This window comes from Phocaeicola plebeius (genome assembly GCF_003437535.1).
Lineage (GTDB): Bacteria > Bacteroidota > Bacteroidia > Bacteroidales > Bacteroidaceae > Phocaeicola > Phocaeicola plebeius_A.
Genome location: NZ_QSQT01000007.1, coordinates 120,168 through 144,310 on the forward strand (window position 1 = coordinate 120,168; position 24,143 = coordinate 144,310).

Consider the following 24,143-nt stretch of genomic DNA (forward strand, 5'->3'; position numbering starts at 1 on the left):
TTTTTGTTTTTAAGATGGAGACTCCACGGGGTAGGTGGACTATTCTTCTTTTTCTCCTGAAATATTCTTTCAAATATGCTTGTCTATTCTCTGTTTCACACTGCGGGATTTGTATCCCACACTGTGAAATATATATCCCACACTGTGGTTTTTGTATTTCACAGTGTGAAACAGAGAATTTGTCCTGGAGTTTGGAAGAATAGATAAGGCAAATTTGTGGTTTGCGAGGGAGGAATTCACGGTTTCCGGTGATGTATACCTTAGATGAAAAACTTTTCTTTGTAAAAGAAAATATTCAAAAATAAGAATTATGAAAAACAAGTTAAGTTTTTTATTGTCAGTCGTTTGTCTGTGGGGAGTAATCTTGGTTTCAGGATGTAGTGAAAAGGATGAGACTCCCACAAATCTGACTTTGAAAGAAGGTATACAAACTACTCAGGTGGTTTATGCCGATGAGGTAACGAATCAGGGTGGAATCAGTTTTACAGCTTTGTCCGACTGGACAGCCACAGTAACAGAAGTTGCGACAGAAGCTGCAACCAAGGCTGCTTCGGGAAAAGTGGAATGGCTGGAATTGAGTGCCTATAGCGGAGGTCCTGGTGAATATACCTTAACCTTGACATTGATAGAGAACCTGACCGGAAAGGACCGGAAGGCTACCATCGAAATTCGTTGTGGTAACGATGTGATAACCATTACCGTAGAGCAGAAAGCTACTACAGAAGCAGGGGAAACTCCTGCCCCGAAAGAAAAGCGTCTGGTTCGTTATGAGATTACAAATTCAAGCAGTTTGTATCCGGACAGCTATACTAAGTCTATTGGGGAACTCACTTATAATGAGAACGGAAAGCTGGCAGCCTTGAAAACCATTAGTTACCAAGGCGATATGCAGGGATATTTCACAGAGAGAATCTATCAGTTCACCTATCAGGAAAACCAGATGTGGATTGACTTGAAAACACTTTCCGGATATGAATCGGATGAATCGTATGTGGTTACATTGAACTCAGAGGGTTATGTATCACAGTTGTATAAGAAAAAGGAATCTTCTTCTGAGCAGCATACATTGTGGATGTTTATTTATTCCGACGGTTATCTTCAGCAGATACAAGAAGATTATGACTATTATCCAGGTGACCATGAAGATGGGGATGAGGAAGATGGAAATGTGGCAATCGATCCGGGAGTATCTTCTGGCAGGATGGGACGTGCTTCGGATAGGTCTATTCTGCAATTGAACTGGCAGAATGGCAACCTGATGTCGACGGAGGGAGAATTTTCGGATGAAAGCTATATGAGTTATGCATATACTGAATATCCGAATGTAACGCCTTACTTTGATTTTAATGTAGTGGTTCGTCCGTTGTTCGGTAGTCATACTTATGAATATGATGACATGGTGTCCATGCTTTATATGTTGCGTATGATGGGTAAAGGTAGTAAGAATCTGGTAACGAAAGATGTTGTGGATTGGGGATATCGTATGCCGGAACCGGGAGAACCGGAAGTGATACATGAAGATACATGGGCTCCTTTTGCATATAGCTTTACGGAAGATAATTATCTGGATGTAATTACTGGCAAGTGTACTTTGTATTCATACCAGGAGGATGAACATGGAAATCATGTTTCAGAGTCTACATCTTATTACAATGATGAATACCGCTTTGTGTATGAATAAGTAGGGATATTCAGTAAATGTCCCTAAAAAATAAGATGGCATATAAAGTCGATAGAGTATAATCACTTTATATGCCATTATTATTGCTCTTTTTCTGTGTTTTTTCACATAATCCTATCTGTTGGACATGACGTTTCGGAAGAAGTCTGATGACCTCTTCTGCTCCTGTCTGTAAATTCATGTCATGCCGCTTTAGCTGTTCTGCTCGTGACCTTGTCTATCATCAGTACGGCATTTGCCGTATGTATTCCGAAGAAAATCCACAGGATTTCCGTCTTCCTGTTCCGTGCCTTTACTCTGGAGAGCGAGTAATGCTGCTTTTGAGTGCCGAAGCTTCCTTCAAGCCGGGTGGCCCTTTCTTTGGAGAGTTCACTTCTGAGCACCTTCCTCAAGGGCTCATCCTTTGTCTCCCTTCCCTTGCGTACGAAGGAAGTGGATATCCCATATTTCGTGCAGAACTTTCTGTTGGCATTATTGGCATATATGGAATCGGCAGCCACGCATCTTACCCTCACATTCATGAGCTTCTGCTGCATGCGGATGCAGTCCTTCAGGCGTATACCTTCGTTAAAAGCCTTGAACGAGAGGTGTTCGATGAACGATATACCGTCTATCTGTATGTTGTTAACCTTTGCACCGAATTCAACGGATTTTGTTTCCTTTCCTCTTACTATTGGACGTACATAATGACGGTCAATGCTGACGATACGGTCACTAATTTTCTTCCCTTCAAACATTTCCTTTTCCTGTACAAGAATCTTTCTGATGATGGAAAGCCGCTTTCGGTAATCCTGTGTATAGCGGAGTGAAGTACCGTACCGGCAGTGAATCCCGTCTCTTTGACTGATTAGTTTTTCAAGAAGCCTGATCATACGACGCTTGAGCATCCGTGTTCTTGAAGCCTTCCTTTTTCTTTTCTTGCAATAGGAAAGATAGGATTCCGCCACATCCTTGTATTTGTTACGCGGACGCCTTATGCCAAGTTCCCCGCAATGCTTGCAGATATGCCTGTAGAGCCTTCGAGACTTTCCCAGAGAAGTTTCATATCCGTGGGGAAACGCATGTGGCTTTCATAGCACGTGGCATCGGTCATGCACACGTGAAGGTTCTCAAGATAAGGTTTCCAGTGTGAGGACAGTACTTCCTGGAGGGAATCAATGTCAAGACGGGATGCCATCTCATTACGGATAGCACTGATTATCTTGTAGTTGGTTATGGGGAAGGACGGGTCTATCATGATTCCGCAGAACATCTGATAGTGTATGTTGCCATTCAGATGCTCCACCAGTTGTCTGTCGGAGAATCCGGTGTAGGCTTTCAGGACCATAAGAGCAATCTTTGCCGAAGGACAGAAAATATTCCTGCGTCCAAGACGCTGTTCACACAGGCCTATGGCTTTTGCCATACGTTCAAACGGAAACACCGAGTGAAGCCTGCCAAGTTCACTCTCATTAAAACTCTTGCGATATTTTTCCTGAACATCAAATTCTGTAAAGCCCAAAGTAGGGTGAATTTCTGAAATATTTTGTATCTTAGCCATATCTTTGTTGGAATATTTCCCCCGTTTTGACTGCCAAACCTTATTTTCGGGGGAATACCTAAAGATACAAAAAAGCCAACTAATTCGCAATACTTTGTGTATGAATTAGTTGGCTAATTTTATACTATTTACTGAATGTCCCTATTTATACCCAATAAATAGGAGTATGAAATCGGTTATTTATGGGAATATATTTTTTAATATTATCGTGTATTTTTGTTAAAAATAAGTTTTGAAGACAGAATAATAGGAAATTAAGGCTATGAAGAACTGCTAAGTCCTTGTATTCGTCAAGGAATGTTACTCATAATGCGAATGGGGTCGGGGACTTATGCAAGCGTGACTTTTGAAGAATGTAACGGGGAATAAAAAGACTTCATTTTGTCATCGCGCTGAAGAATCCGTATTGCAATATCGGGGAAGTTGCAATGCGGATTCTTTTTTCTGTATAGTGACGTCCGTTATGCCGGAAACCAGAAATGTATTACCGTTCCTTGTCCTTCTTTCGAGGTGATGTCGCAACCGCCTTGCAGCTTATCACAACGTTCTTTGACGCTTCTTAGTCCCAGTCCTGCTTGAAGGAAATCATTGGAAAGCTTATCGGCGGAGAAACCTTTCCCGTCGTCTTCAACGATAAGATTAACCTGCCCGTCCTCATAGCTGGCAGTGATGTAAGCCTGTTGGGCATTGGCGTGTTTCAGCATGTTGGATATGATTTCCTGAAGAATGCGGTACACTTCCTGAGTTTGGTCGGCCGGAAAGTCTATCTGCTGAATGCTTTCTTCTATGTAGCACTGGATATGAGGTGTTTTCAGCGATTTCAGCTTATCCGTGTAAAGTTTGAGTACCTGGTACAGGCTAAAGTTGCTGAGGGCAGGAGTTGCCAGCTGATGCGAAAGGTTGCGCAGATTTTCCCTGATTTGTTTGAGTTGAGTCGTTATAGCCGGGTTGTCCGACTGCTTCATCTCCATTTCTACGGATAACAAATCATTGCATACTCCGTCGTGCAGTTCCTTGGAAATACGATTGTGGCTGTCTTCCAGTCCACAGATGTATCGTTCGGTCATTTTCTTGTGCATGTCGGTAAGCAAGAGTTGTCTTTGCATCTCCTTCTCCTTGATTTCTTTTTCCAGTTTCAGTTGCTTCAGGTGGAATGCAATCTTTCGTTTATGCATGCTTATGACCAGAATAATGAGTAGCAGCAGGGCCAAGATAAGTATGCCCCCGATGGTGTAAGTGCGTATCAGGTAAGCAGCTTTTTCCTCGGCACGTTTTCCGTTGAGTCCGGCAATCTGCAAGTCTTTTTCCTTCAGGTCCAGTTCAGCCTCAAATCCGGACAGACGGTTCTGATAGTATTGGTCGTTTAGTTTCTCATTGGCCTGATATGCCTCCAGCATGAGCTGATAAGCTAATTGTCCGTTGTTTCTCCTGCCTTCTATTTCGGCCAGTGTAAGCAGGATTTTGGGTAACAGGCCGGAAGGATTCTTTCGGGCAAAGTCGGCTGCTTTCATAACGTAGTTACGTGCCTGAAGCAAGGAGTCCGTATCATGGAATAACATGTACCCATATAAGTACTCTAAATTCGCAATATTTGCCTTATTGTGTGTCGTACTTTTATAACTCATGGCTTTCTGGTAGTATTGCAACGCCTGCCGGGGCTTTCCTGCATCCCTCGATACTCTGGCATATTGCGTGTAGGCCAATAGCTTGAGGCCGTCGGGCATTTCCGGACGAAGTTTCTGGATGGCCAGTTTTAGCGTATCCATTGCCTGGACAGGCTGTTGGTTGTTAGCTAACAAAATGGCATGGTTGCATAGTCTGTTTACTTCCCCGATGCGATAGTCGATGGTAAGTGTGTCGGTTTGTGGATAAGTAAACATTTTACGAGAAATCTGTATGGCTTCATTGTTCTTGCCCGTTTCATTGTACAGAATGGAAATGTTGGATACGATGATGGCTGCCAGGTTGTAATTCTGCAAGTCTTCAGTAATGGCGAGCGCCTTCTGATAAAGTGAGATGGCATTGTCGAGCATGAACAATCTGCGGTGTATGACTCCTGAAAGATTGTAGGCCTCTGCCAAGTTCACAGAATCTTTTACCTGTTCCAGTTGATTAATTGCTTCTTCTGCTGTTTCTCTTGCAGCCGGCAACTGGTTGTTCTGCCATTGTCCGTAGGCAATTTCATACGTAGCAATTGCCGCAATTTCCTGGAGCTGGTGTGCTATGGTATTTTCTGGAAATTTTTCCAGTGGCATTGCGTTTTCCCGGATTTGGGTCAGTAAGGTATTTGCCCTCTCACTGTCTCCCTTCTGGTTGAGAAATCGGGCATAGTCTAGGGTAATATTCAGCGCATAGAGCTTATCCTGCTTGTAATGGTCTTCGTGAATAATAAGATTGTACACTGAATCCATCTGTGCATACTCACCGTTATTGCCGAATGAATGCAGCAAATCAGCCAGTTTGTTACTTTTCTCATTGGCATTCAGGAACGCACTCAGACTGAGAAATAGGAAAAAAAGAATCTTTTTCATTCTGTAATCCAACCTTTTAAAAAAGCAATTCGCATAAGATGTGATACGTTGGTAGCCCCACTTTTCAGCAAGATGTTCTTTCTCATCGTATCAATAGTATTTTTGCTGAGATTAAGTTTGTGGGCAATCTCATCGGAAGTAAGGCCACATGACAGCATCTGAATGATTTCGTTTTCACGCGGGCTTGGTGTATAAGTAATGGACTTTTCCGTAGAATGGTCACCCATGATAGACAGTACGACGTTCAGCGCAGTAGGTGAATAATATTTATTTCCCTCGTGCAAGATGTTGTGTATGGCCTTTTCTATTTCTTCTATTTTGTCATTTTTGGTCACGATACCTGCCACTTCCGCTTTGATTAGCAGTTTGATAATCCAGAACTCTGTATGCATGGTATAGATGAGTTGAGGAATATTCACACCTTTCTTTTGCAGGTAGGTTATGACATCCAGGGCTGTTTTATCCTGAATCTCATAATCTATAATTAGCAGGTCGGGAGTATGATCGTTCAGGTAATTATATAATTCAGAGTCATGATGTCCGGCAGTTATTTGGTATTGCTGGTTATTTGCCAGCAATTGTGCAATCCCTTCGGTAATGATGGGATGATCGTCTAAAATATATATACTTTTCATGGGAATGTACGTGTGTTGTGTTTTTGCTTTTTACAAAGATGGTCATTTTTCTTTCGTTATGCAAATAGAAGGAAATTTTTGTCTTTATGTCAGGCAAAAAAACTATTTCAATTACAATTCAGTAAAACTTAGAGATGTAAATGGAAAGGTGTAAAGGTGATTATTATGTTTCCCTTGTGCGAAACCTACGTTTCTCAAGGCTGAGCTGTACGTTTCCCGTATGGGAAACGTATGGTTCTGCTTCGGGAAACGTAGAATGTGGTAGTCGGTTTGTGAGTTTATGTAGGTGGATTTTGTTGTTTTTGTGTGGGGATGTGAGTGGGGGAAAACTGAAAAATATAAAAACAAAAAAGCATCGACAATCATCAGATTATCAATGCTTTTTACCAGTCGGGGTGACTGGATTCGAACCAGCGACCACGCGCCCTCCAGGGGTTTATTTTATGATATATGTATTTTGTATTTGTTTGATTTTCAGCATGGTTTTTATTGATAATCAACTATTTAATTTCTATAAATTTTCTTCTGTTTTGATGGTTTTTGCTCAAAATGTTGTAGATTTGTTGTAGGAAAATAAATATAACACCTATATCTATGGCAACATATAAGTTTATTCTGTTTGCGGGTAATGAACGTAAAGATGGCAGTTTTCCGGTTTCTATTAGAATTACTAAAGAAAGAAAAAGTAAGTTAATACGAACTGGATTGGTTTCAACAAAAGAGCAGTGGAATGAATCTGATGGTCGATTTGTTTCTGATAAGAAAATTGTACCTAAATTTAAAATATGGAATGCAAGATTATCTGAAATAGAAACCCAGATTAATGAAATATTTCGCAACTTTGAAATAGAAAGGGTTGATTGGACTTTAAATCAGTTTGAAGAAGCATTTTTGAATAAGGCCTCAAAAGGTAAAGTAAAGGATTATTTCAATAAGACAATAACTACGTTAAAGGATACTGGTCATGTAGGAAATTCAGTTTGTTATAGTCGTACTTTACATATGCTTGAATTGTTTGATAGTAAGTTTGATAAGAAAGTGTTTTCTGAAATAGACATTAAATATGTAAAGGCTTTCGATGTGTTTCTTCAGAAACGAGAGTGTAAAGGAAATACCCGGAAATATTATTTCAAAGCTCTGCGTGCAATTTTAAATAAGGCTATACAAGATCAGGAGGCTTCTGAAGTCACCTATCCTTTTGGAAAAGGAGGTTTTAATATCTCTGCCTTGGAAGAAGAAACAGCAAAGCGCTATTTGCCACATGAAGATATGGATAAACTGAAACATACTGCTGTTAAAAGTCATGCTCAAGAGCTTGCAAGACGTTTGTTCCTATTTTCTTATTATTGTTATGGAATATCGTTTATTGACGCTGCACTGTTGACTAAAAACAATATAATCCGTTATAATGGTGGAAGCTATATTGTTTATAAACGAAATAAGACAAAAGAAGCAAAGAAAGTAAAACCTATTCAGATTAAGATAACTTCTGAAATTCAGGAATTGATGGACTGGTTTGCTTCTAATACAATTTTGGTAGAAGATTATTTATTACCAATCGTTTCTATTCCAGGATATAAAGGAGAACAATTATATAATCATATTCGTAGCCGTTTTGGACGTAATAACAAGAATTTGGCTAATTTAGCGCAGACTTTAGGGATTACGGACATGAAGCTGACCAGTTATGTGAGCCGTCATACAATGGCTATGACTTTACAGGACAATCAAGTACCACGTGAAGTTATCTCACAGATATTGGGTCATAGTGATTTGTCAACGACCAATACTTATTTGGATAGCTTTGCCAGTAGCGTAATAGACGAAGCGGTAAAAGTATTATAAAGGAAACGGTATGTTATCAACAAATAAAATAAAAGACTTGCTTTTGCATGGCGAGAATAGACAAGTAGAATTTAAGAAATGCACGGATAAGGTTTCGGCTTCCGTGTATGAAACGGTATGTTCTTTTCTGAATGCAGAGGGAGGATATATCTTTTTAGGAGTGGATGATGATGGGGCTATATTAGGAATTAACCCTAAATGCGTAACAGATATGACCAAAAGTATTATCAATACACTGAATAATCCTGAACTGTTTCTTCCTCCAATGCCAATCACGCCGGAGCAGACAGAGATTGACGGTAAGATTATCCTGTATCTGAGTGTGCCGGAGAGTGAACAGGTACATAGATATAAGAACCGTTTTTATGACCGTTGGGGTGATGCAGACAATGATGTGTCAAAGCATACTTATCTGGTTAAGAACATGTTCATGCGAAAAGAAAAGGAGTCTTCCGAGAATGAAGTATTTCCCGATGTAACATTGGCAGATATGGATGAAGAATCGTTCAAGATTATGCGTAGCCACATTTCTATTCATAACTCCAATCATCCGTGGTTGAGCATGACAAATGAAGAATTCCTGAAAAGCCTGTTCTGGGGTAAGCAACGGGGAACAAATAGGGAAGGATATAAGTTGGCTGCCATTCTTTTATTTGGCAAGGAACAGACTATTCTGAACTGTTGTCCGTGGCATCGTACGGATGCCATTTATCGTAGCGTGTCTTACGAGCGTTTCTTGCATCCGCTTCCGACTGACCCTGATATTCGTTACAATGACCGGGATATGATATGCGTAAATTTGATTCAGTCATATATCCGTTTGTTGAATTTCGTGCAACGCAACATGCCTGATAAGTTTCGTTTGGCGGATAATGGAATAGACCGTTTGGACTTACGGGTAATGATATTCAGAGAAATAATCTCGAATACACTTCTGCATCGTGAGTATATCAGTTCATATAGCAATAAGTTCCTCATATTCCGTGACCGGGTTATAACGGAGAATTGGACGAAACCTTTCCAAACAGGGGATATAGATATAAATGACTGGCGTACCCGTACAAAGAATCCGCTAATAACAAAGGTATTCCGTGAAATGAAATGGGCTGAGGAGCTTGGATCTGGACAGAAAAATATTCGGAAATATGCTCCGTTATACTTTGAAAACTCTGAGATAGAGATTCGTAGTGGAGAGGAGTTTGTCTTTTCTATTACCTATCGTGATCCTAAAGAGTTTGAGTTTGCAAAAAATATTCAGACAGGTCAGGACCAAGTTGGGACTAAGTTGGGACCAAGTTGGGACCAAGTTGGGACTAAGTTGGCACTAAGTCAAGGAGAAATACGAACAATTCTTGAAACTTGTATATCGGAAAAATCTCTAATGGAAGTTATTACTATACTACATTTTAGTAATCGGACTAAATTTAGAAACAAATATATAAAACCTTTGATTTCAGAAGGATTGTTGGCAATGACCGTTCCGAATAAGCCTAACAGTCGTTTGCAGAAGTATTATACCACAGAAAAAGGAAAATCTCTATTACTATGCCAAGACAGAAGCAATTAACATTTCATATTCAAGATTTGAGGTGTGCAGGTCACATCGTTGAAGAATTATCCAAACTACCACAGTTGGATAATTTTGACATGAGTTCTATTGAACTGACCATCAAAGAAAACAAACCTGCACCCAAAATCATCAGAAAAGATATAGATATGCTGATAGACCGTTTACAGCGTGGTTTCTCTGCCAACAAACATACTGTTATGCAGTTGAACGGATATTACCTGATTACAAATGTTCATTTAGCCAAATGGATGAGGACAACTCAAGCATCGGTCAATAAATGGATAAAGGACGGATTAATAAAACCCAGTAAGAACTCTTTCACTAATCTTAAATTTTTCGATATAGACGAGGTCGTAGACCAGCTTCGCAAACAAAAACAATAAAATCGCATTTTCTTCTATCATCTATACCAACTGTGTCACTAAGTGCCACTTCAAAGCCATTTAGTGCCAAACCTTGAAATATTACCGGGTAAATGTCATCATATGGCATCAAATGTCCGCAGTTGGCATAGTTAATATAGATATTTGCCTGTTTTATAAGCTCTTATTTTTATATTTCCTTTGCCGTATCAACGTTGAGATAGCTGTGACGACAGCTTATTGTTTAACCCCTAAAATGTTTGATTATGGCAAATATTATTGTCGCAACAGAGGAACAAATTCAAGAAGCTGTATTCAATGCGGTTTCAAAATTCTTTTCAGGAAATCAACAGGTAGCACCCAGTTCTGATTTACCTGATACATTGAGTATGCCCAATGCTTTGAAAGTGTTGGAAGATAACGGTTTTCCTACTTCAAAGGCAAAGTTGTATAAAATGACTTCGCAGGAACAGATTCCCTTTATGAAGTATGGGAATAAACTTGTCTTTTCCCGTAAGGCTCTTATTGAATGGGCGCACAAGCAATTAATTTCAAACCGTAGCGAAGATTGTAATTCCGCAATCAACATTCAGAAATGTTTCAAACGTAAACGCTAAAATATATGAGTACGAAAGAAACATTAAAGAATGAAAATCCGTTTGTCCGAGTAGGCACAGCACTTTACAAGATAGTTAGCCAGCCCCGACTGAACGGAGGACACGTCAAGAAACGCATTGTCTGGAACAACGAGACGCTCCGCCAAGATTACGGCAAGGACTATCTGGCTGGTGTTCCCAAGTATGACGGTTTCTGCACAGTTCCCGACCATGTGAACTACTGTCAGGTAATAGACAACTTCCTGAACCTGTACGAGCCGATAGGACATGAGCCAAAAGAAGGAGATTTCTCCCACATTCAAGCTTTGGTACGCCACATCTTCGGTGAACAGTACGAGTTGGGTATGGATTACCTACAACTCCTTTATTTGCAGCCTGTGCAGAAACTTCCTATTCTATTGTTGGTATCGGAAGAGTGCAACACCGGAAAAAGTACGTTCCTGAATTTTCTGAAAGCCGTGTTCCGCAATAATGTGACCTTTAATACTAACGAGGATTTCCGCAGCCAATTCAATGCAGACTGGGCAGGAAAGCTCGTTATCGTGGTGGACGAGGTATTGCTGAACCGCAGGGAGGATTCTGAGCGTTTGAAGAATCTAAGTACCACACTTTCCTACAAAGTGGAAGCCAAAGGCAAAGACCGTGACGAGATTGCTTTCTTCGCCAAGTTCGTGCTTTGTTCCAATAACGAAAGCCTGCCCGTCATCATTGACCCGGGCGAGACACGTTACTGGGTACGGAAAATTCATCGCCTTGAAAGTGACGATACAAACTTTCTGCAAAAGCTGACAGCGGAAATACCGGCTTTCCTTTATTTTCTCCAGCACCGAAAACTGACTACCCGGCAGGAAAGCCGTATGTGGTTTTCCCCGAAGCTGACGGAAACTCCAGCTTTGCTAAGGATTATCCGATGTAATCGTGGCAAGTACGAAGTAGAGGCGATGGAGCTAATAAGGGAGATAATGGACAATGTAGGGATTGACAGTCTTTCCTTCTGCTTGAACGACCTGCTTAACCTGCTGAATCTTTCGGGTATTAAAATCGAAAAGCACCACCTGCGCAGAATCGTTACGGAAAGCTGGAAACTGACACCTGCCCCCAATGGACTGACCTATACAACTTACCAGTTCGACTATAATAGGGATTGCAGGTTTGCACCTATCAGGAGGGTTGGACGCTTTTACACCATCAGCAGGTCATTGCTGGACGAACTCTGATTATTTTGTTGAATTGTTGAAATAAGCAAGTAATTTATTGATACTTAGTTTAAAATTTTCTCAACAAACACTCAACACTCAAAATGTGCTGTTGAAAAGAAAAATAATAGTTTCTTTTTTCGCAGGCATTTGTTGAGCCGTTGTTGAGTGGATACCGCTTTGTCTTTCAACTTGATACAAGATATTCTCAACAATTCAACGCTTTTTACTCACAATCAAATCCGTATAGAAAATGACTATCGAAGAAGCAAAAAACATAAGGCTGGTAGACTATCTACAGAGCTTGGGTTATACCCCTGTCAGGCAACAGGGAGCAAACCTTTGGTATAAATCACCGTTTCGGGAGGAAACCAAAGCGTCTTTCAAGGTGAATACTGAAATCAATAAATGGTATGACTTCGGGTTGGGACAGGGTGGCAATATTATCGCACTGGTTTCGGAACTTTACAGTTCCGTCCACGTGCCGTATCTACTGCAACGGATTGCGGAGCAGACACCGCACATTAGACCCGTGTCCTTTTCTTTTCGGAAGCAGTCCTCCACAGAGCCAAATTTTCAGCGTATGGAAGTAAGGAAACTTGATTTTCCCGTCCTGCTTTCTTATCTGCAAGGCAGGGGAATAAACTTGGAACTGGCGAAAAGAGAATGTAATGAGGTACACTTCGAGAACAACGGCAAGCGTTATTTTGCCATCGGTTTTCGGAACATGGCTGGCGGTTACGAGATACGCAACCGATACTTCAAGGGCTGCATCGCGCCGAAAGACATCACCCATATCCGGCATGAAGGCAGAAGGAATGACACCTGTTTCGTGTTCGAGGGATTTATAGACTATCTCTCATTTCTGACCATACGGGCGGAGAAGTGTTCCAAGATGCCGTGTCTGGACTGGCAGAACTATATCATATTGAACTCGGTTTCCAATCTCCACAAGGCGATTGACGGATTGGCGGTCTATGAGCGCATCCATTGTTTTTTCGACAATGACCGTGCCGGAACGGAAGCTTTCCAAAGACTTGCAAATGAGTATTCCTACCGTGTCCGTGACGCATCGCACACTTACAAGGACTGTAAGGACTTGAACGAGTATCTCGTCCGGCAACGCTCTGTGCAGGAGCAGAAAACCGAACAGATTGTACCACCCAAAAGGTCGAAAGGGCGGAGCCTGTAACATCAATCATGTATCATCGCTGTACTGGCGGAAGCCGTATTGTCTGAAGGAGCAAGGTTATGGAAATGTATACATTTCCGACCTTGCTTGCCGGAAGGCAAAGACAGTCCGCTCCCGTTGGTCGCAGTCCAAAACGAATTTCAGAATGGAAAAAGATAAGCAACAATCACGGCAGACCAGGCGCAACAAGGTGCGTGTGGTCAGCGCAAGATTTACAGATATTGAGTACCAAGCGGTAGAGAAACGCAGGAAAGATGCAGGTGTTTCACTCAGTAGGTTCGTTCACTCCGTATTGCTTACGGGTAAAGTAGTACAGCGCATCAGCAAGGCGGATGCGGACGTGTTGCGGAAACTTGCCGGAGAAGCCAACAACATCAACCAGCTTGCCCATAAAGCCAATGCCGGAGGATTCGCAGGAGTAGCAGCCGAACTGATGATGTTGAAGAAAAAGATAGTCCAAATCATAAAACAGTTGTCCGATGATTGGAAAAATAAGTAAGGGAGCAGGATTCAGAGGCTGTGTCAATTATGTATTGGGCAAGCCCGATGCAAAACTGCTGGCGGCAGAAGGAGTGCTGACAGACAGCATTCAGACAATAACGGATTGTTTTCAATCCCAAAGAATGATGAAACCACATATCCGCCAACCTGTGGGACATATATCACTCAGCTATGCACCCGAAGACGCTTCAAGAATGACAGATGAAATACTGGTAAGTCTGGCAAAGGAGTATATGCAGAAAATGGGAATCAAAGAGACCCAATATATCATTGCCCGGCATAAAGACCAAAAGCATCCACATGTTCACATTGTTTTCAATCGTGTAGATAACAATAGACGCACCATCAGTGACAAGAACGACTGTTATCGGAATGTCAAGGTCTGCAAGGAGTTGAAGGAAAAGTATGGGCTTTATTTTGGTAAAGGTAAAGACAGAGTACGGACTCACCGCTTGAAAGGAAACGATAAGACGAAATATGAGATTTATCATGCTGTTAAGTACTCGTTAAGTAAGTCCAATAATTGGAAGCTGTTCATATCGGAATTATCCAGACAGGGAATAAAAACGGAGTTTAAGTATAGAGGCAAGAGTAATGTTATTCAAGGTTTATCTCTTACCAAAGATGGCATTACGTTCAAGGCTTCGGGCATTGACAGGAATTTCAGCTATTCAAAACTGGATAAACAGTTGGGAGAAAACAATAACCAATACCAACAGGGTATTGGAATGACAACCAACAATGGGCAACCTGTAATACAACATGAGAATACTTATACCTCAAGCAGCAATATAGCTGAAAGCCTTGTCGGAGCATTGGGTGGATTATTCACCCCTACTTTTAACAATGCTGATGAAAATGCGGAAGCTGCCTTTCAACGGAAGTTGAAAAAAAAGAAAAAGAAAAGAATAAATTGGTAAAACCCCTAAAATAGATACAAAAATGAAAGAAATGGAAAACAACAATTTTATCCACACGCTGGATGCAGTATATAACCTCTGTTCCGAAATCAAAGAATTGGTAAATGTAGAAACGGAGAAACAAGAAGATGAGGGTAGTGAAGGAATTATCTTGCTTTCAGACAACCTACAACGGCTTCAATCGGAAATAACGGAAATGAAAACCGAACTATCTTATGACAAAGAAAGACGGGAAAGACTTCGTACCGCTATAAATTTGCGGTTAAAAGAACTCAGGTATATTCAGTTCTGAGTACAACCAACGGAAAAATATTTGCCGAGCAAGAACGAATCAGCAATGAATTGCAACGTTTGCAAAATTTGAAAGTTCAGAACAATCATACGCATATCATTGATTTCAAAACCTCCCGCCTGTTTCTGTGGCAAGCGAGTATGATTGGAATGATTATGCTTCTTTTGGTAAGTAATGCTTATCAGTTTAAAAGAAATATGGTTTTGTCAGATAACGACCTAAAGTATCGTTTTATTCGAATGCATGGCAGAGCGAATGGAGCAGATTTAGATACTTTGGAAGTCATATTTACGCACAATAAGGATAAAAAACTTATTGGTAACATTCGCAACGTGGTAGAAGATTTTGAATACCGTACAAGGGTAAGGGCTGAAAAACTTGAACGAGCAAGATTATTGCAACAGGAAGCAGAAGCCCTGAGATAATATGTAATAGTTATTGCCCCCAACAATTCGTTTGAGTTGTTGGGGGAATCGTCTCTCAATCCCACCATCCTAACAGATGATATTCTAAAAACCTAAAGAACAAACAATATGCTTTGCAAAAGCGAACTTCATATTCACTATCAATTTCATACATACCCTGCGATTTATGATATACACAGAAGCGATGTTTGTTTTTCATATTCACATAAGGGATTGGAGCATCAGAATTTTCGTCCATGATAATATCCAAAAGCCTTGTAGCAATCCGCATTCGACTGATATCTTGCTCCGCACGAGCTAAATGTCCAAAGTTCTCCCAATAGAAAATCATCCACTCCAATTTGAATTTCAACAGATTCAAGAAATAATGATAATCGTAGTCTGGATTCTCATTCATAAACATTGCCCAAATCTGTAAACGGTCTTGTCTTATGCCTTTTTGATATGCTTTCCATTCTTTTTCGGGGAGTCCCTTGTGAAGTATGAAATGGAATCGCTTTGACCAAGTTTCATCATCATCCATTGGGTTCACTTCCTTCTGATATAACGGATTTCCCCTCATGGATTCTTCCATATTCTGCACTTCTTTCTTTTTGATTTGTGCCCAATCTTGAAAATAGGATTGAGCATCAGTATATTTCTTTTTCATTTATATGTAAGATTACTGTTTATTTGTATAATGAACTCATTTTATTCACCGCCTGAACTATCTCTTCCCGAAAGAATAAAGGAACAAGTACTTCCACATCCGCCCCTCTTGAGAGTAATTCCTGCCGGAAGTCTAAGGTCGGTTTCATACGGTACTCAAAGATGGAATAATCTTCTGTTGTCTCAATTTCGCATTGGGAATGGTGCAAAGGCAAAGCACGGATATATTGTACATGCATTCCATAGACTTTAATCCGAATGGTTTCCAATTTCTTGTTTTCAATCATAATACCGAAATAGTCTGCAAAGTAGGCTTCTGGATCAAAATCTTTTGGATAAATAAACTTCGTGTCTAAGGTGGTCAGTTGTTGTATTCTATCCAAAGAAAAGGTGCGGATATTATTCCGCTCTTTGCAGAAACCGATGACATACCATCTCTGCTTAAACACTTTGATGCAATAAGGTTGTAACGTATAGGTACTTGGTTCTTCGTACCAATAACTTTGATAATATAGCTCCAATTCTAATCCGTCACGCATGGCTTCAATGACAGGCGTGAGGTATTTTCTGCCGGACGGAATTTCTTCAAATAGGATTCTCCGTTTCAAATGATGGCTTTCGTTTATCAGATTATTGACTGCAAACGTATTGAGCAACCAATTACGGATACCTCCTTTTTGCATATCATCTGCATTTTCGATATAGTAGTAATAGCCACCTTTCCGGTTACAATTGATATTTATATCAAAGACTTGTTCGATGGCAATGCGCCAGTTATGAAAGGTTCTTAATGGAATATCTTCCCCTTCACTCAATCGTGAACGAAGCCAACGCTCGTTGATTTCCTCAAACGTGATTTTTCCGGCTCTGTAGATAGTGTCTACTAACCAAATGTATTTGTCAAATAAATCTTTTGTCATATCATTCCTTTTACAAAATCAGCTATTTGAACATTTTTTTAAGATGTTCTTGAATCATTTCTTCTGTTTCTCCGTAATAAGTGATTTCCCAAAGCAATCCGGCTGTCAGTTCTTGTAAAGTGATTGTTACATCTTCGTCAATATGAATATCCATACCTAAAAGAGCAGACCAAGGAGAGTAGCTTGCCACTGGGTAATAATCGCTATCTTCATCTTTTGGGTCATAAACAGAGCAATTCATATCAATCATCGGTGAGCATCCTTCCCATCTTGACACCAAATAAATGGCATATTGGGATTCAGAAACATCATGCATCTGGAGTTTTTGATATACGCTACGGTAAGCCTCCCAATTAGCATGTTGCACTTGTTTAGGTTGGTTCTGCTGATATAAGGCTTTAAATTCAGGTAAGATGTCATCAAAACTGAACTGATTAAGTAAAGATTTGAATGTCTGTTGTTCCATAATGCAAAGTTTTAACTTGATAATGCAAATATCGCATAAAGTTATGCCATGTTAAAGCATACGCTAAAAAGATTTTATTATTCTGAGAAAAAAGTATTCCTGTGTTTCCATTTGGCATAAGGCGAACTTATTTTTGCCACATCATTAAACAAATAAAACGATTATGGATTTATATGCAGAAGATTTGGCGGATTACATCTATCAAGAAAATAATGTGGACAAGAAACGTGCTTTGCTGTTGGAAGTGGAAGCGGAAATCAAAAAGCTCATGGGCGAACAGGAAAAGGGGAGCCTTGATTTGAGGCATATCGGTGCAGTACAGATAGAAAAGATAGAAGATTTAGTAAGTACACGGAGCCTGATTCTCAACCGGATGTTCCAAGCCACTTCGCAGGAAATCAAACGCTTTGAAGCGGTTAATGAATTGCTGAATAGTTTGACCAAGAAGATGTACCACCGTATGGCAAACCTCTATCGTACATTGATTGATAGCTCAAAAGATGAATCTTTTGATGACGATTATGTCATTCGTGGTACACTAAGGTATATGTTCTGTGGGCTGGAGTCTATATTGGAATTGCCGGAAGACAGCTATTATGGTTCCGATTTCGAGTATATGATGGAGCTGATTTGCTGCTGTTTGCTTGAAGAGTGTAATGGGGGACTTTCTGAAATCGAAGAATGTTCCTGCAACTATTCACCCCAAAGCACTTCAGATATGACGGATGAACAGTTGCATTGTGTGGATGTATGGGATGATGGTGTAACATGGGCAGAAGGGCATTTACGCCGTCCGGAATTGGAGCATGTTGTCGTGTGTCATGCCGTACATGACATTTGCACACACAAACCTTACTCCATTCCGGACTTATTGCGGTTAAATGACTTTTGGGTGGAAGCCCATCTGGTATGTCAGCATATTATAGACCAAAACGGGAAACGTTATAACCCGAATTGACTATCTGTTCTACAAAGTATCTGAAAGGTGGAGACATTGCCAAACTTTGTACTCCACTTTTCCTCGCATTGTCCTCCTTTAGAATGTACATGGCCGAAAAGATGATGCTTTGGCTGGCGTTTTAAGACGGTTTGTTCCAATATCTCGCTACCCGTACCTTCATCCAATATGCCTTTCGGGGGAATGTGGGTAATCAAAAAATCCGTTTTATAGGGCAGATCACATTCCCCTCCTAACCACTGCATTTGCTGAATCATCCTGCTGGAAATAGCGTAGAAAGTGATGCCATCATATTCTATACCGCAATCTTCAAGTAATGTTATATTTGCAGGAATTAACTGCCGGGCTTCTTCCGGACAAAGGTCGAAAATGATTTCATGGTTGCCAGGCACAAATAAGCGAAGCTGTGCCGGACAGGAAGAAAACCAGTCAAAGAAATCACTCAACCCGTTTTCTTAAAAGTCCGATACAACATCCCCGGCACAAATTAGAATATCTGTGTTTTCGGGGATGCTTAAATCTCGGTGCATACCGTGCGTGTCCGAAAATGCAAACAAATGTTTTCCTTTATAGTCCAGTCTCATTCGTATTTCTCCTGTCTTTGGCGATGTCGCTCCCAATAATCACGCTCCCATTGAATAATTTCTTCCGTTTCTTTCCAGTGCGAACAAGTCATCTCAATGAAACAGGGACAAAACACATCTGCCCAAGTCACTTGTGGGAACATCATCCATCCTTCCTTTTCTCTTATCTCCACAGGCATATCAAGCGTTTCACTCCAAGGCATAAGATTCATAACAACATCTTCAAGATCTTGGTGGACGTACTTTTTTTCACGGGAGCTATAAAGCCAGTAATAGGTATAACCGCCTTCGCAAACAATACGGTCAATGCCTGTGTAGTGGAAATCTTCTCGTGAACTCATATCATCGAATGCGGATTTATACTTTCTCCATGAATGTTCTTTCCATATTGGATAGCCACCTTCTTTTATCTTTGCTTTCATGTCACTCCAATTCAAGCAACGCATATAATAAGAGAGTGGCAAGAATACGGGATCAAACGAGGCTTCCGCAATGAGTTCGCATTTTTGTCCTTTGTTCCGTTTCAGCAAATAGTCAAGAAAGTCCAGTTGGTCAAAGTTTATGATATTCTTCATGCAAACCTTGGTCAATGCTGAGTATTGTGGATTCCAATCTACGTGATAAAGCTCCGGGTTGTCAGAACAGTCAAGTTGGGTAAGGCGATTATTTCTCCGGATATTCAATATCTTCAACTTGTTGCCGCGGCAAACCAGGCGTCCCAGTCTTGGATTTTTGGAAACATTCAAACGTTTCAATCCTTGATTGACACAATACAAGTCGATAAGTATCGGACATTGCGTTACATCCAGCGCTTTCAGTATATATGTCTCACAGGTATAATGAAAGGACGTGATGGTATGTGTCTCATTGCTTCTTAGGCTGATGTTCCATTTCCCTAGCTTGGCATACGTGTGTTCTGCTTGGATTTCTTCTCCTTTCTCATTATTTATCGCTTCCACTTGTCCGTCACCCCAATCTATCGTAAATTGGCAATCGCCATAACTGGTGAACGAGAATCCGCAAACGGATTTCTGCCCTTTGGCAGCAACCGTCATTCTTATCTCATCCTTTTGCTCGAACAATATCTTTTTCAAGCGACGGAATGAACAGCGAGCAGACAGAATTTCGTTTTTCTCTTCCTCTGAATCATGCTCATAAATCTCTCTATCAACAATTTTGTGATAACATTCAAACGCTTTACGCAAATCCTTCTTCGTGCCAAGGCCCTGCTCATACATTCGCCCTATGTTATAATTGTCATTTGCCTGCTTATAATAATAAAATGCTTTTTCCATATCGGGTGTGGTGCCTTCGCCTCGTTCATACATTCCACCCAGTTTGTACACATATTCTCCTGCCAAATAGCATTCCAAGGCTTTTTTGTATTCCTTACGTTCATAATAGACATCTCCAGCCCAACAAGCAGACGAGCCTCCTATTTTCATCCCGATACCCCTCAACATATCCAACGCTTCTTGGTTGCCATTCTTAGCCAAATCAGACAGTAAACGAAGTGCATTCCTCGCGGAATACTCGTTTTTCTTTTCACATTCTGCCTCGTGATCTAACAACAACCAGAACCAATCGGTATGCAACAATTCATGCTCGTCTATCTGTATGTCATAATATGGCTTCCTTTGTGGGCTTCGGTATTTGCTTTCCCAAATGCGGAACAAATGGTCAGCAGCATGACAACAACCCTTCTTTACCCTTGCTTGAAGTATGTCCACAACTTTATCTTTCACCTTTTGGGGTACATGAGGCGAATGGAGTAGATTTTCTATAACACAAACATCAAAAAAAGAATCATCTCCGCCGCTTTCTAATGCTTCTATATATAAAGACAATGCATAATTGAAGTCACATTTTAGGGTAAAGAACGATGACTGCTTGATTACGTGTTTGACGGACGAACGGCTAACTATCGGAGTATACCATTCGGCAAGTTCTACTATCGCCTTAGCATGTTTTTGCTCGACAGCTTTTTCGTACCAATCAATCATTTTGCTGAAATCAGAGAAATCAGCTTTACATAATTCTGGTTTCCTTGACAAGTCTGACCAAAATATTGCTTTCTCAAAGTTGGAGTAATTTCTGACTACTGCTTCCGCTTCATGTACCATTTTATGGTAAAGCAGTTCTCCCATCTCGTATTGTGCATCAGCATTGCCTCGGCGGGCAATAGGTTCCAACAGTTGGGTAGCTTCATCATATCGTTTGCCCCGCTCCAACTCATCCAGTTGCTTTCGCAAACGTTTGCTCACCACTTTGCTTTTCTTTTCCATATTCTTTCGGTTTTAGATTACACATAGGAAAAACAAAACCTCATCTTTCCGTCTGTTTCAATGCAAAGATGAGGTCAAGTTATGCCAAAGTGGTTCACAGGTTATTCTTTCTCCAATAGTTGGTCGATATTTTCTTTGATATCCTTAAGAATGGCATCGTAAAGTTTCCAATGAAATGTATTAGCTTCTTTGGGTGCATATCTAGGATGATAAGTTTTATATGCGAATTTTACACCCTCAATAGGAAGTTTGATGACATCCTCGCCCGTAGGCAAATTGGGTAACGGATTTGGCTTCCCATTTAACTTAAAGTTCTCCAATATGTAATTATAGTATTTGTTGTTTTCCATTCCCGGTCCAATAAAGAATATCAATATATCCGGTTTAAGAATTTCAACTTCATCTGGAATCACGTGGAAAAAGTTCTTCTCTATTCCGTGCGCTTCTACACTTACAGCACCACCACCTTTTGCAGTACGGGCAGAAAGCTTGGAGATTTCATTCCAAATCATAGAGACACGTTTGCCGGGATATGCACTGAGTAAATTATCTTTGATTTCTGCCATCATACCGTTGATTCCTCTTTTGAAGAATTGGCTCCCACCACGAAAATATCCTCCGTTCCCTTCTATTGCCACATAATTGTCATCAAGGAAGTCTTCATAGGTAGCCATTAAATCACCCACATCTAAATGTTCTTCAGCATTGTCTCGTTCCCAACCATTTGGCTCTTTACCAAAGAACATGATTTTTATGTCGGCTTTGGTGTACCATTCTTCATGTTCAGAGGTCCCTTTTTGAGCATACCATTTATCATAACCTATTAGTGCTTGTTCTTTTTCTCTTTCTTCTTTCTTTTGTCCCGAGCGCAACAGAGAAATTAAGAACGGACATTGCAGTTTGTCTCGCAATCCATTGGCTTCCAATTGTTCCATTAAGCCGTTCCACTTACTTTCGTAAAGTTCGGTCAATTGTTCTGATAATGTTTCCATACACGTATATTTTTAAAGTGGATGAATTCTAAAACAAATATAACGAATTCTCTCAAGAAAACTTTCATTTTCAATGGGAAATGCTATATCTTTTGCTGCAAAGTTCTGTCAAGGATATGCAACATCAAAGCATAAGATGAGAAAAAATTGAAGTAATGCTTTACATTGGCATCACTTCTATTCATCTTTGCGGAAAAAAGGATGAGAATATGGGAAATAGATTTTCGATAGAAGAACTGACATGCCTGCATTTGTTGCGGTGTCACTATGCTGATATATGCAGTAAAGAGGAACGAGAATTGCGAGAAACAATCGCCCTTCATCCGGCAACCTTCGTAAAAGCAAAGATGATTTGTGAGAAAGAAAAAGAAGCGGACATTTGCATTATCCCTTATTATGCAGACGATTATCCAGTTTCATTTGCTCAAATTGGCGTAGAAGCACCTGCGTTAATTCATCTATTGGGAAATAAGGAGTTACTTTATAACGAAAATTCCATTGCCATTATTGGCTCACGAAACGCTGATGATGTCGGATGTGATATAGCCTATCAGCTGGCAAAAAGCTATGCATTGAAAGGAAATGTCATAGTGAGCGGATTGGCATTGGGATGTGACAGTTCCGCTCATCAAGGATGCATAGATGCCAATGGAAAAACTATTGCAGTGGTTGCATCCGGCTTAAATATCGTCCATCCCAAGGCAAATGAATCCTTGCAGAAAGAAATCATAAACAAAGGCGGTTTAATCATCTCTGAACAGCCCTTTGGCGTGAAAGCCAATCCTGTACGGCTATATGCCCGCAACCGACTGCAAGCAGCTTTGGTACAAAAAGTCATTGTAGTTCAATGTGCTGTGAAAAGCGGTACGATGAATACGGTTTACTTCGCACACAAGTACGGATGCAAGATTTATGCCGTAGCATACGGTCAATACGATAAGCATAATGCTGGAAATGAGTACATTCTCAACAAAGGAATCGGATTTCCCATCAAATTGTAGAACTTATGCACCAATATGGCATATTACAGGATTTATTTTGCAATCAGAATCTTTAAAACAGAATAGTCATGACGGTGAAAGAGTTAATCATGGAAGTGGAATTTGATGACTTGCTTCCTTATTTGAAAGAAATAATAGTCGGGCATTTTGACAACATCTATGCCTTCCGGGAAGCATATGATATTCTTCGTGGTATGGAGCCTAATCCTAAGTTTGCTGAGAAAGTTTGCATAGAGCAAAAAGAGGATTTGATAAACATACAGTCTTTAGACGCAGATTTTTGGGAGAATGAATTGGCTAAAGAACTTGTTTTACCCAAGAATGCAACTCTAAACAAAGAGGAAATTGCTGCACATTGTATATACGACATCACCTTTTATGGTTTTTCTCCGGTGGAAAGAATTGAGAATTTTTGGAAAAGTCATGCTCCCATGCAAAGCAAAATGGAGCGAAGGAAGGCTATCATACAAGAACTTACTGTACCCGGAAGTAGCTTTATGTATAAGGATTTAGCTTATCTGATAGAGGTAGAATACGGCACACGATATGATTATCACTCCATTACTAACGGGCAAGGGAACCGATTAGGATATATTACTAATTCCATGACTAAATACCAGCAACTTGACCTAAGGCGATACAATAATGCAGTAGTTTGCATTCGTGTTTCTGCTCAATATCCGTTAATCAACGAAGAACTGGAAGAGTTTAAGCGTAATGTCCGCTCATGGCTGAATTATGAAGACATTCAATTTGGCATTATAACAGAAGATAGTGATTGTAAAGAAGCAACGGTTACTTTATTATTAAACAAACAAGCATAAATAAAGCATAGCAAAGGGAAGACTTGCAGTTCATTCGAGTAAACAGATGAAAATAAGAACAAGCCAAAACAAATTATTTTCTTCTCTATTTTATGTTTGATAGCATTTAGGGTCAACGTAATAATCTGAGGGGTAAATCCGATAAATTTATATCTTTG

22 protein-coding genes and 1 pseudogene are annotated in these 24,143 nt (G+C 40.3%); 14 read left to right on the forward strand and 9 right to left on the reverse strand.

All coding sequences use genetic code 11. The annotated features are described in order from the left end of the window. The first annotated feature begins 310 nt into the window (after nucleotides 1-310). Nucleotides 311-1,681, forward strand: a complete 1,371-nt coding sequence (locus DXD04_RS05125; protein ID WP_117671441.1) for a BACON domain-containing protein — start codon at nucleotides 311-313, stop codon at nucleotides 1,679-1,681. Between the two features lie 182 nt (nucleotides 1,682-1,863). Here the strand turns inward: DXD04_RS05125 and DXD04_RS05130 are convergent. From DXD04_RS05130 to DXD04_RS05140, 3 genes and pseudogenes are all read right to left on the reverse strand, one after another. Continuing rightward, nucleotides 1,864-3,221, reverse strand: a pseudogene (locus DXD04_RS05130) (transposase). Nucleotides 3,222-3,682: 461 nt separating this feature from the next. Next, a complete protein-coding gene (locus tag DXD04_RS05135) occupies nucleotides 3,683-5,752 on the reverse strand; it encodes a tetratricopeptide repeat-containing sensor histidine kinase (RefSeq protein ID WP_117671444.1) in 2,070 nt (689 codons plus the stop codon). Further along, nucleotides 5,749-6,387, reverse strand: a complete 639-nt coding sequence (locus tag DXD04_RS05140) for a response regulator (RefSeq protein ID WP_117671446.1) — start codon at nucleotides 6,385-6,387, stop codon at nucleotides 5,749-5,751. The genes DXD04_RS05135 and DXD04_RS05140 overlap by 4 nt, the downstream gene beginning before the upstream one ends. Before the next feature lie 594 nt (nucleotides 6,388-6,981). Between DXD04_RS05140 and DXD04_RS05145 the strand changes: the two genes are divergently transcribed. The 10 genes from DXD04_RS05145 to DXD04_RS05190 all read left to right on the forward strand — a co-directional run bounded on the left by DXD04_RS05145 (nucleotide 6,982) and on the right by DXD04_RS05190 (nucleotide 15,307). After that, complete coding sequence (locus tag DXD04_RS05145) at nucleotides 6,982-8,232, forward strand: site-specific integrase (protein ID WP_087247537.1); 1,251 nt, start codon at nucleotides 6,982-6,984, stop codon at nucleotides 8,230-8,232. A 10-nt stretch (nucleotides 8,233-8,242) separates the two neighbouring features. Continuing rightward, complete coding sequence (locus tag DXD04_RS05150) at nucleotides 8,243-9,799, forward strand: RNA-binding domain-containing protein (RefSeq protein ID WP_117671448.1); 1,557 nt, start codon at nucleotides 8,243-8,245, stop codon at nucleotides 9,797-9,799. After that, nucleotides 9,778-10,185 carry a hypothetical protein gene (locus tag DXD04_RS05155; RefSeq protein WP_117671450.1) on the forward strand — a complete coding sequence of 136 codons (408 nt, stop codon included), beginning with the start codon at nucleotides 9,778-9,780 and terminating at the stop codon, nucleotides 10,183-10,185. The genes DXD04_RS05150 and DXD04_RS05155 overlap by 22 nt, the downstream gene beginning before the upstream one ends. A 245-nt stretch (nucleotides 10,186-10,430) precedes the next feature. Next, complete coding sequence (locus DXD04_RS05160) at nucleotides 10,431-10,781, forward strand: helix-turn-helix domain-containing protein (RefSeq protein WP_117671452.1); 351 nt, start codon at nucleotides 10,431-10,433, stop codon at nucleotides 10,779-10,781. Between the two features lie 5 nt (nucleotides 10,782-10,786). Further along, entirely contained in the window at nucleotides 10,787-11,998 is a 1,212-nt protein-coding gene (locus DXD04_RS05165; RefSeq protein ID WP_117671454.1) for a primase-helicase family protein, read from the forward strand. Nucleotides 11,999-12,230: 232 nt separating this feature from the next. Next, nucleotides 12,231-13,169 (forward strand): toprim domain-containing protein, encoded by a 939-nt coding sequence (locus DXD04_RS05170; RefSeq protein WP_117671456.1) that lies wholly within the window; start codon nucleotides 12,231-12,233, stop codon nucleotides 13,167-13,169. 145 nt (nucleotides 13,170-13,314) lie between these two features. After that, complete coding sequence (locus DXD04_RS05175; RefSeq protein ID WP_117671458.1) at nucleotides 13,315-13,668, forward strand: MobC family plasmid mobilization relaxosome protein; 354 nt, start codon at nucleotides 13,315-13,317, stop codon at nucleotides 13,666-13,668. Further along, on the forward strand, nucleotides 13,649-14,590 hold the full coding sequence (locus DXD04_RS05180; protein ID WP_117671460.1) for a relaxase/mobilization nuclease domain-containing protein: 942 nt from the start codon (nucleotides 13,649-13,651) through the stop codon (nucleotides 14,588-14,590). Before DXD04_RS05175 ends, DXD04_RS05180 begins: the two co-directional genes overlap by 20 nt. A gap of 22 nt (nucleotides 14,591-14,612) precedes the next feature. Further along, nucleotides 14,613-14,882, forward strand: coding sequence for a hypothetical protein (locus DXD04_RS05185; RefSeq protein ID WP_117671462.1), 270 nt, complete (start codon nucleotides 14,613-14,615; stop codon nucleotides 14,880-14,882). Between the two features lie 68 nt (nucleotides 14,883-14,950). Then, a complete protein-coding gene (locus DXD04_RS05190) occupies nucleotides 14,951-15,307 on the forward strand; it encodes a hypothetical protein (protein ID WP_147330742.1) in 357 nt (118 codons plus the stop codon). Nucleotides 15,308-15,362: 55 nt separating this feature from the next. Here the strand turns inward: DXD04_RS05190 and DXD04_RS05195 are convergent, their stop codons facing one another. The 3 genes from DXD04_RS05195 to DXD04_RS05205 are packed head-to-tail and all read right to left on the reverse strand — an operon-like array spanning nucleotide 15,363 to nucleotide 17,341. Beyond that, nucleotides 15,363-15,956, reverse strand: coding sequence for a hypothetical protein (locus DXD04_RS05195; RefSeq protein ID WP_117671466.1), 594 nt, complete (start codon nucleotides 15,954-15,956; stop codon nucleotides 15,363-15,365). Between the two features lie 19 nt (nucleotides 15,957-15,975). After that, entirely contained in the window at nucleotides 15,976-16,875 is a 900-nt protein-coding gene (locus tag DXD04_RS05200) for a helix-turn-helix transcriptional regulator (RefSeq protein ID WP_117671468.1), read from the reverse strand. Between the two features lie 22 nt (nucleotides 16,876-16,897). Continuing rightward, the gene (locus tag DXD04_RS05205) at nucleotides 16,898-17,341 is read right to left on the reverse strand and encodes a DUF6557 family protein (protein WP_117671470.1); all 444 of its coding nucleotides are present in this window, start codon (nucleotides 17,339-17,341) and stop codon (nucleotides 16,898-16,900) included. A 163-nt stretch (nucleotides 17,342-17,504) separates the two neighbouring features. On the opposite strand from DXD04_RS05205, the gene DXD04_RS05210 reads away from it, so the two are divergent. Further along, nucleotides 17,505-18,299: a hypothetical protein gene (locus DXD04_RS05210; protein ID WP_117671472.1), complete on the forward strand. Its 795-nt coding sequence runs from the start codon at nucleotides 17,505-17,507 to the stop codon at nucleotides 18,297-18,299. Here DXD04_RS05210 and DXD04_RS05215 read toward each other — a convergent pair. The 3 genes from DXD04_RS05215 to DXD04_RS05225 form a co-directional block, all read right to left on the reverse strand. Then, the gene (locus DXD04_RS05215) at nucleotides 18,284-18,745 is read right to left on the reverse strand and encodes a metallophosphoesterase family protein (RefSeq protein ID WP_147330743.1); all 462 of its coding nucleotides are present in this window, start codon (nucleotides 18,743-18,745) and stop codon (nucleotides 18,284-18,286) included. The genes DXD04_RS05210 and DXD04_RS05215 overlap by 16 nt on opposite strands. Nucleotides 18,746-18,879: 134 nt before the next feature. Further along, on the reverse strand, nucleotides 18,880-21,168 hold the full coding sequence (locus DXD04_RS05220; RefSeq protein WP_117671476.1) for a tetratricopeptide repeat protein: 2,289 nt from the start codon (nucleotides 21,166-21,168) through the stop codon (nucleotides 18,880-18,882). Between the two features lie 101 nt (nucleotides 21,169-21,269). Next, nucleotides 21,270-22,160, reverse strand: a complete 891-nt coding sequence (locus DXD04_RS05225) for a hypothetical protein (protein ID WP_117671478.1) — start codon at nucleotides 22,158-22,160, stop codon at nucleotides 21,270-21,272. Between the two features lie 209 nt (nucleotides 22,161-22,369). Here DXD04_RS05225 and DXD04_RS05230 point away from each other — a divergent pair, with 209 nt between their 5' ends. Both DXD04_RS05230 and DXD04_RS05235 read left to right on the forward strand, forming a co-directional pair. Next, on the forward strand, nucleotides 22,370-23,161 hold the full coding sequence (locus DXD04_RS05230) for a DNA-processing protein DprA (protein ID WP_181977171.1): 792 nt from the start codon (nucleotides 22,370-22,372) through the stop codon (nucleotides 23,159-23,161). Nucleotides 23,162-23,229: 68 nt separating this feature from the next. After that, entirely contained in the window at nucleotides 23,230-23,985 is a 756-nt protein-coding gene (locus DXD04_RS05235; RefSeq protein ID WP_117671482.1) for a hypothetical protein, read from the forward strand. Nucleotides 23,986-24,143: the final 158 nt, after the last annotated feature.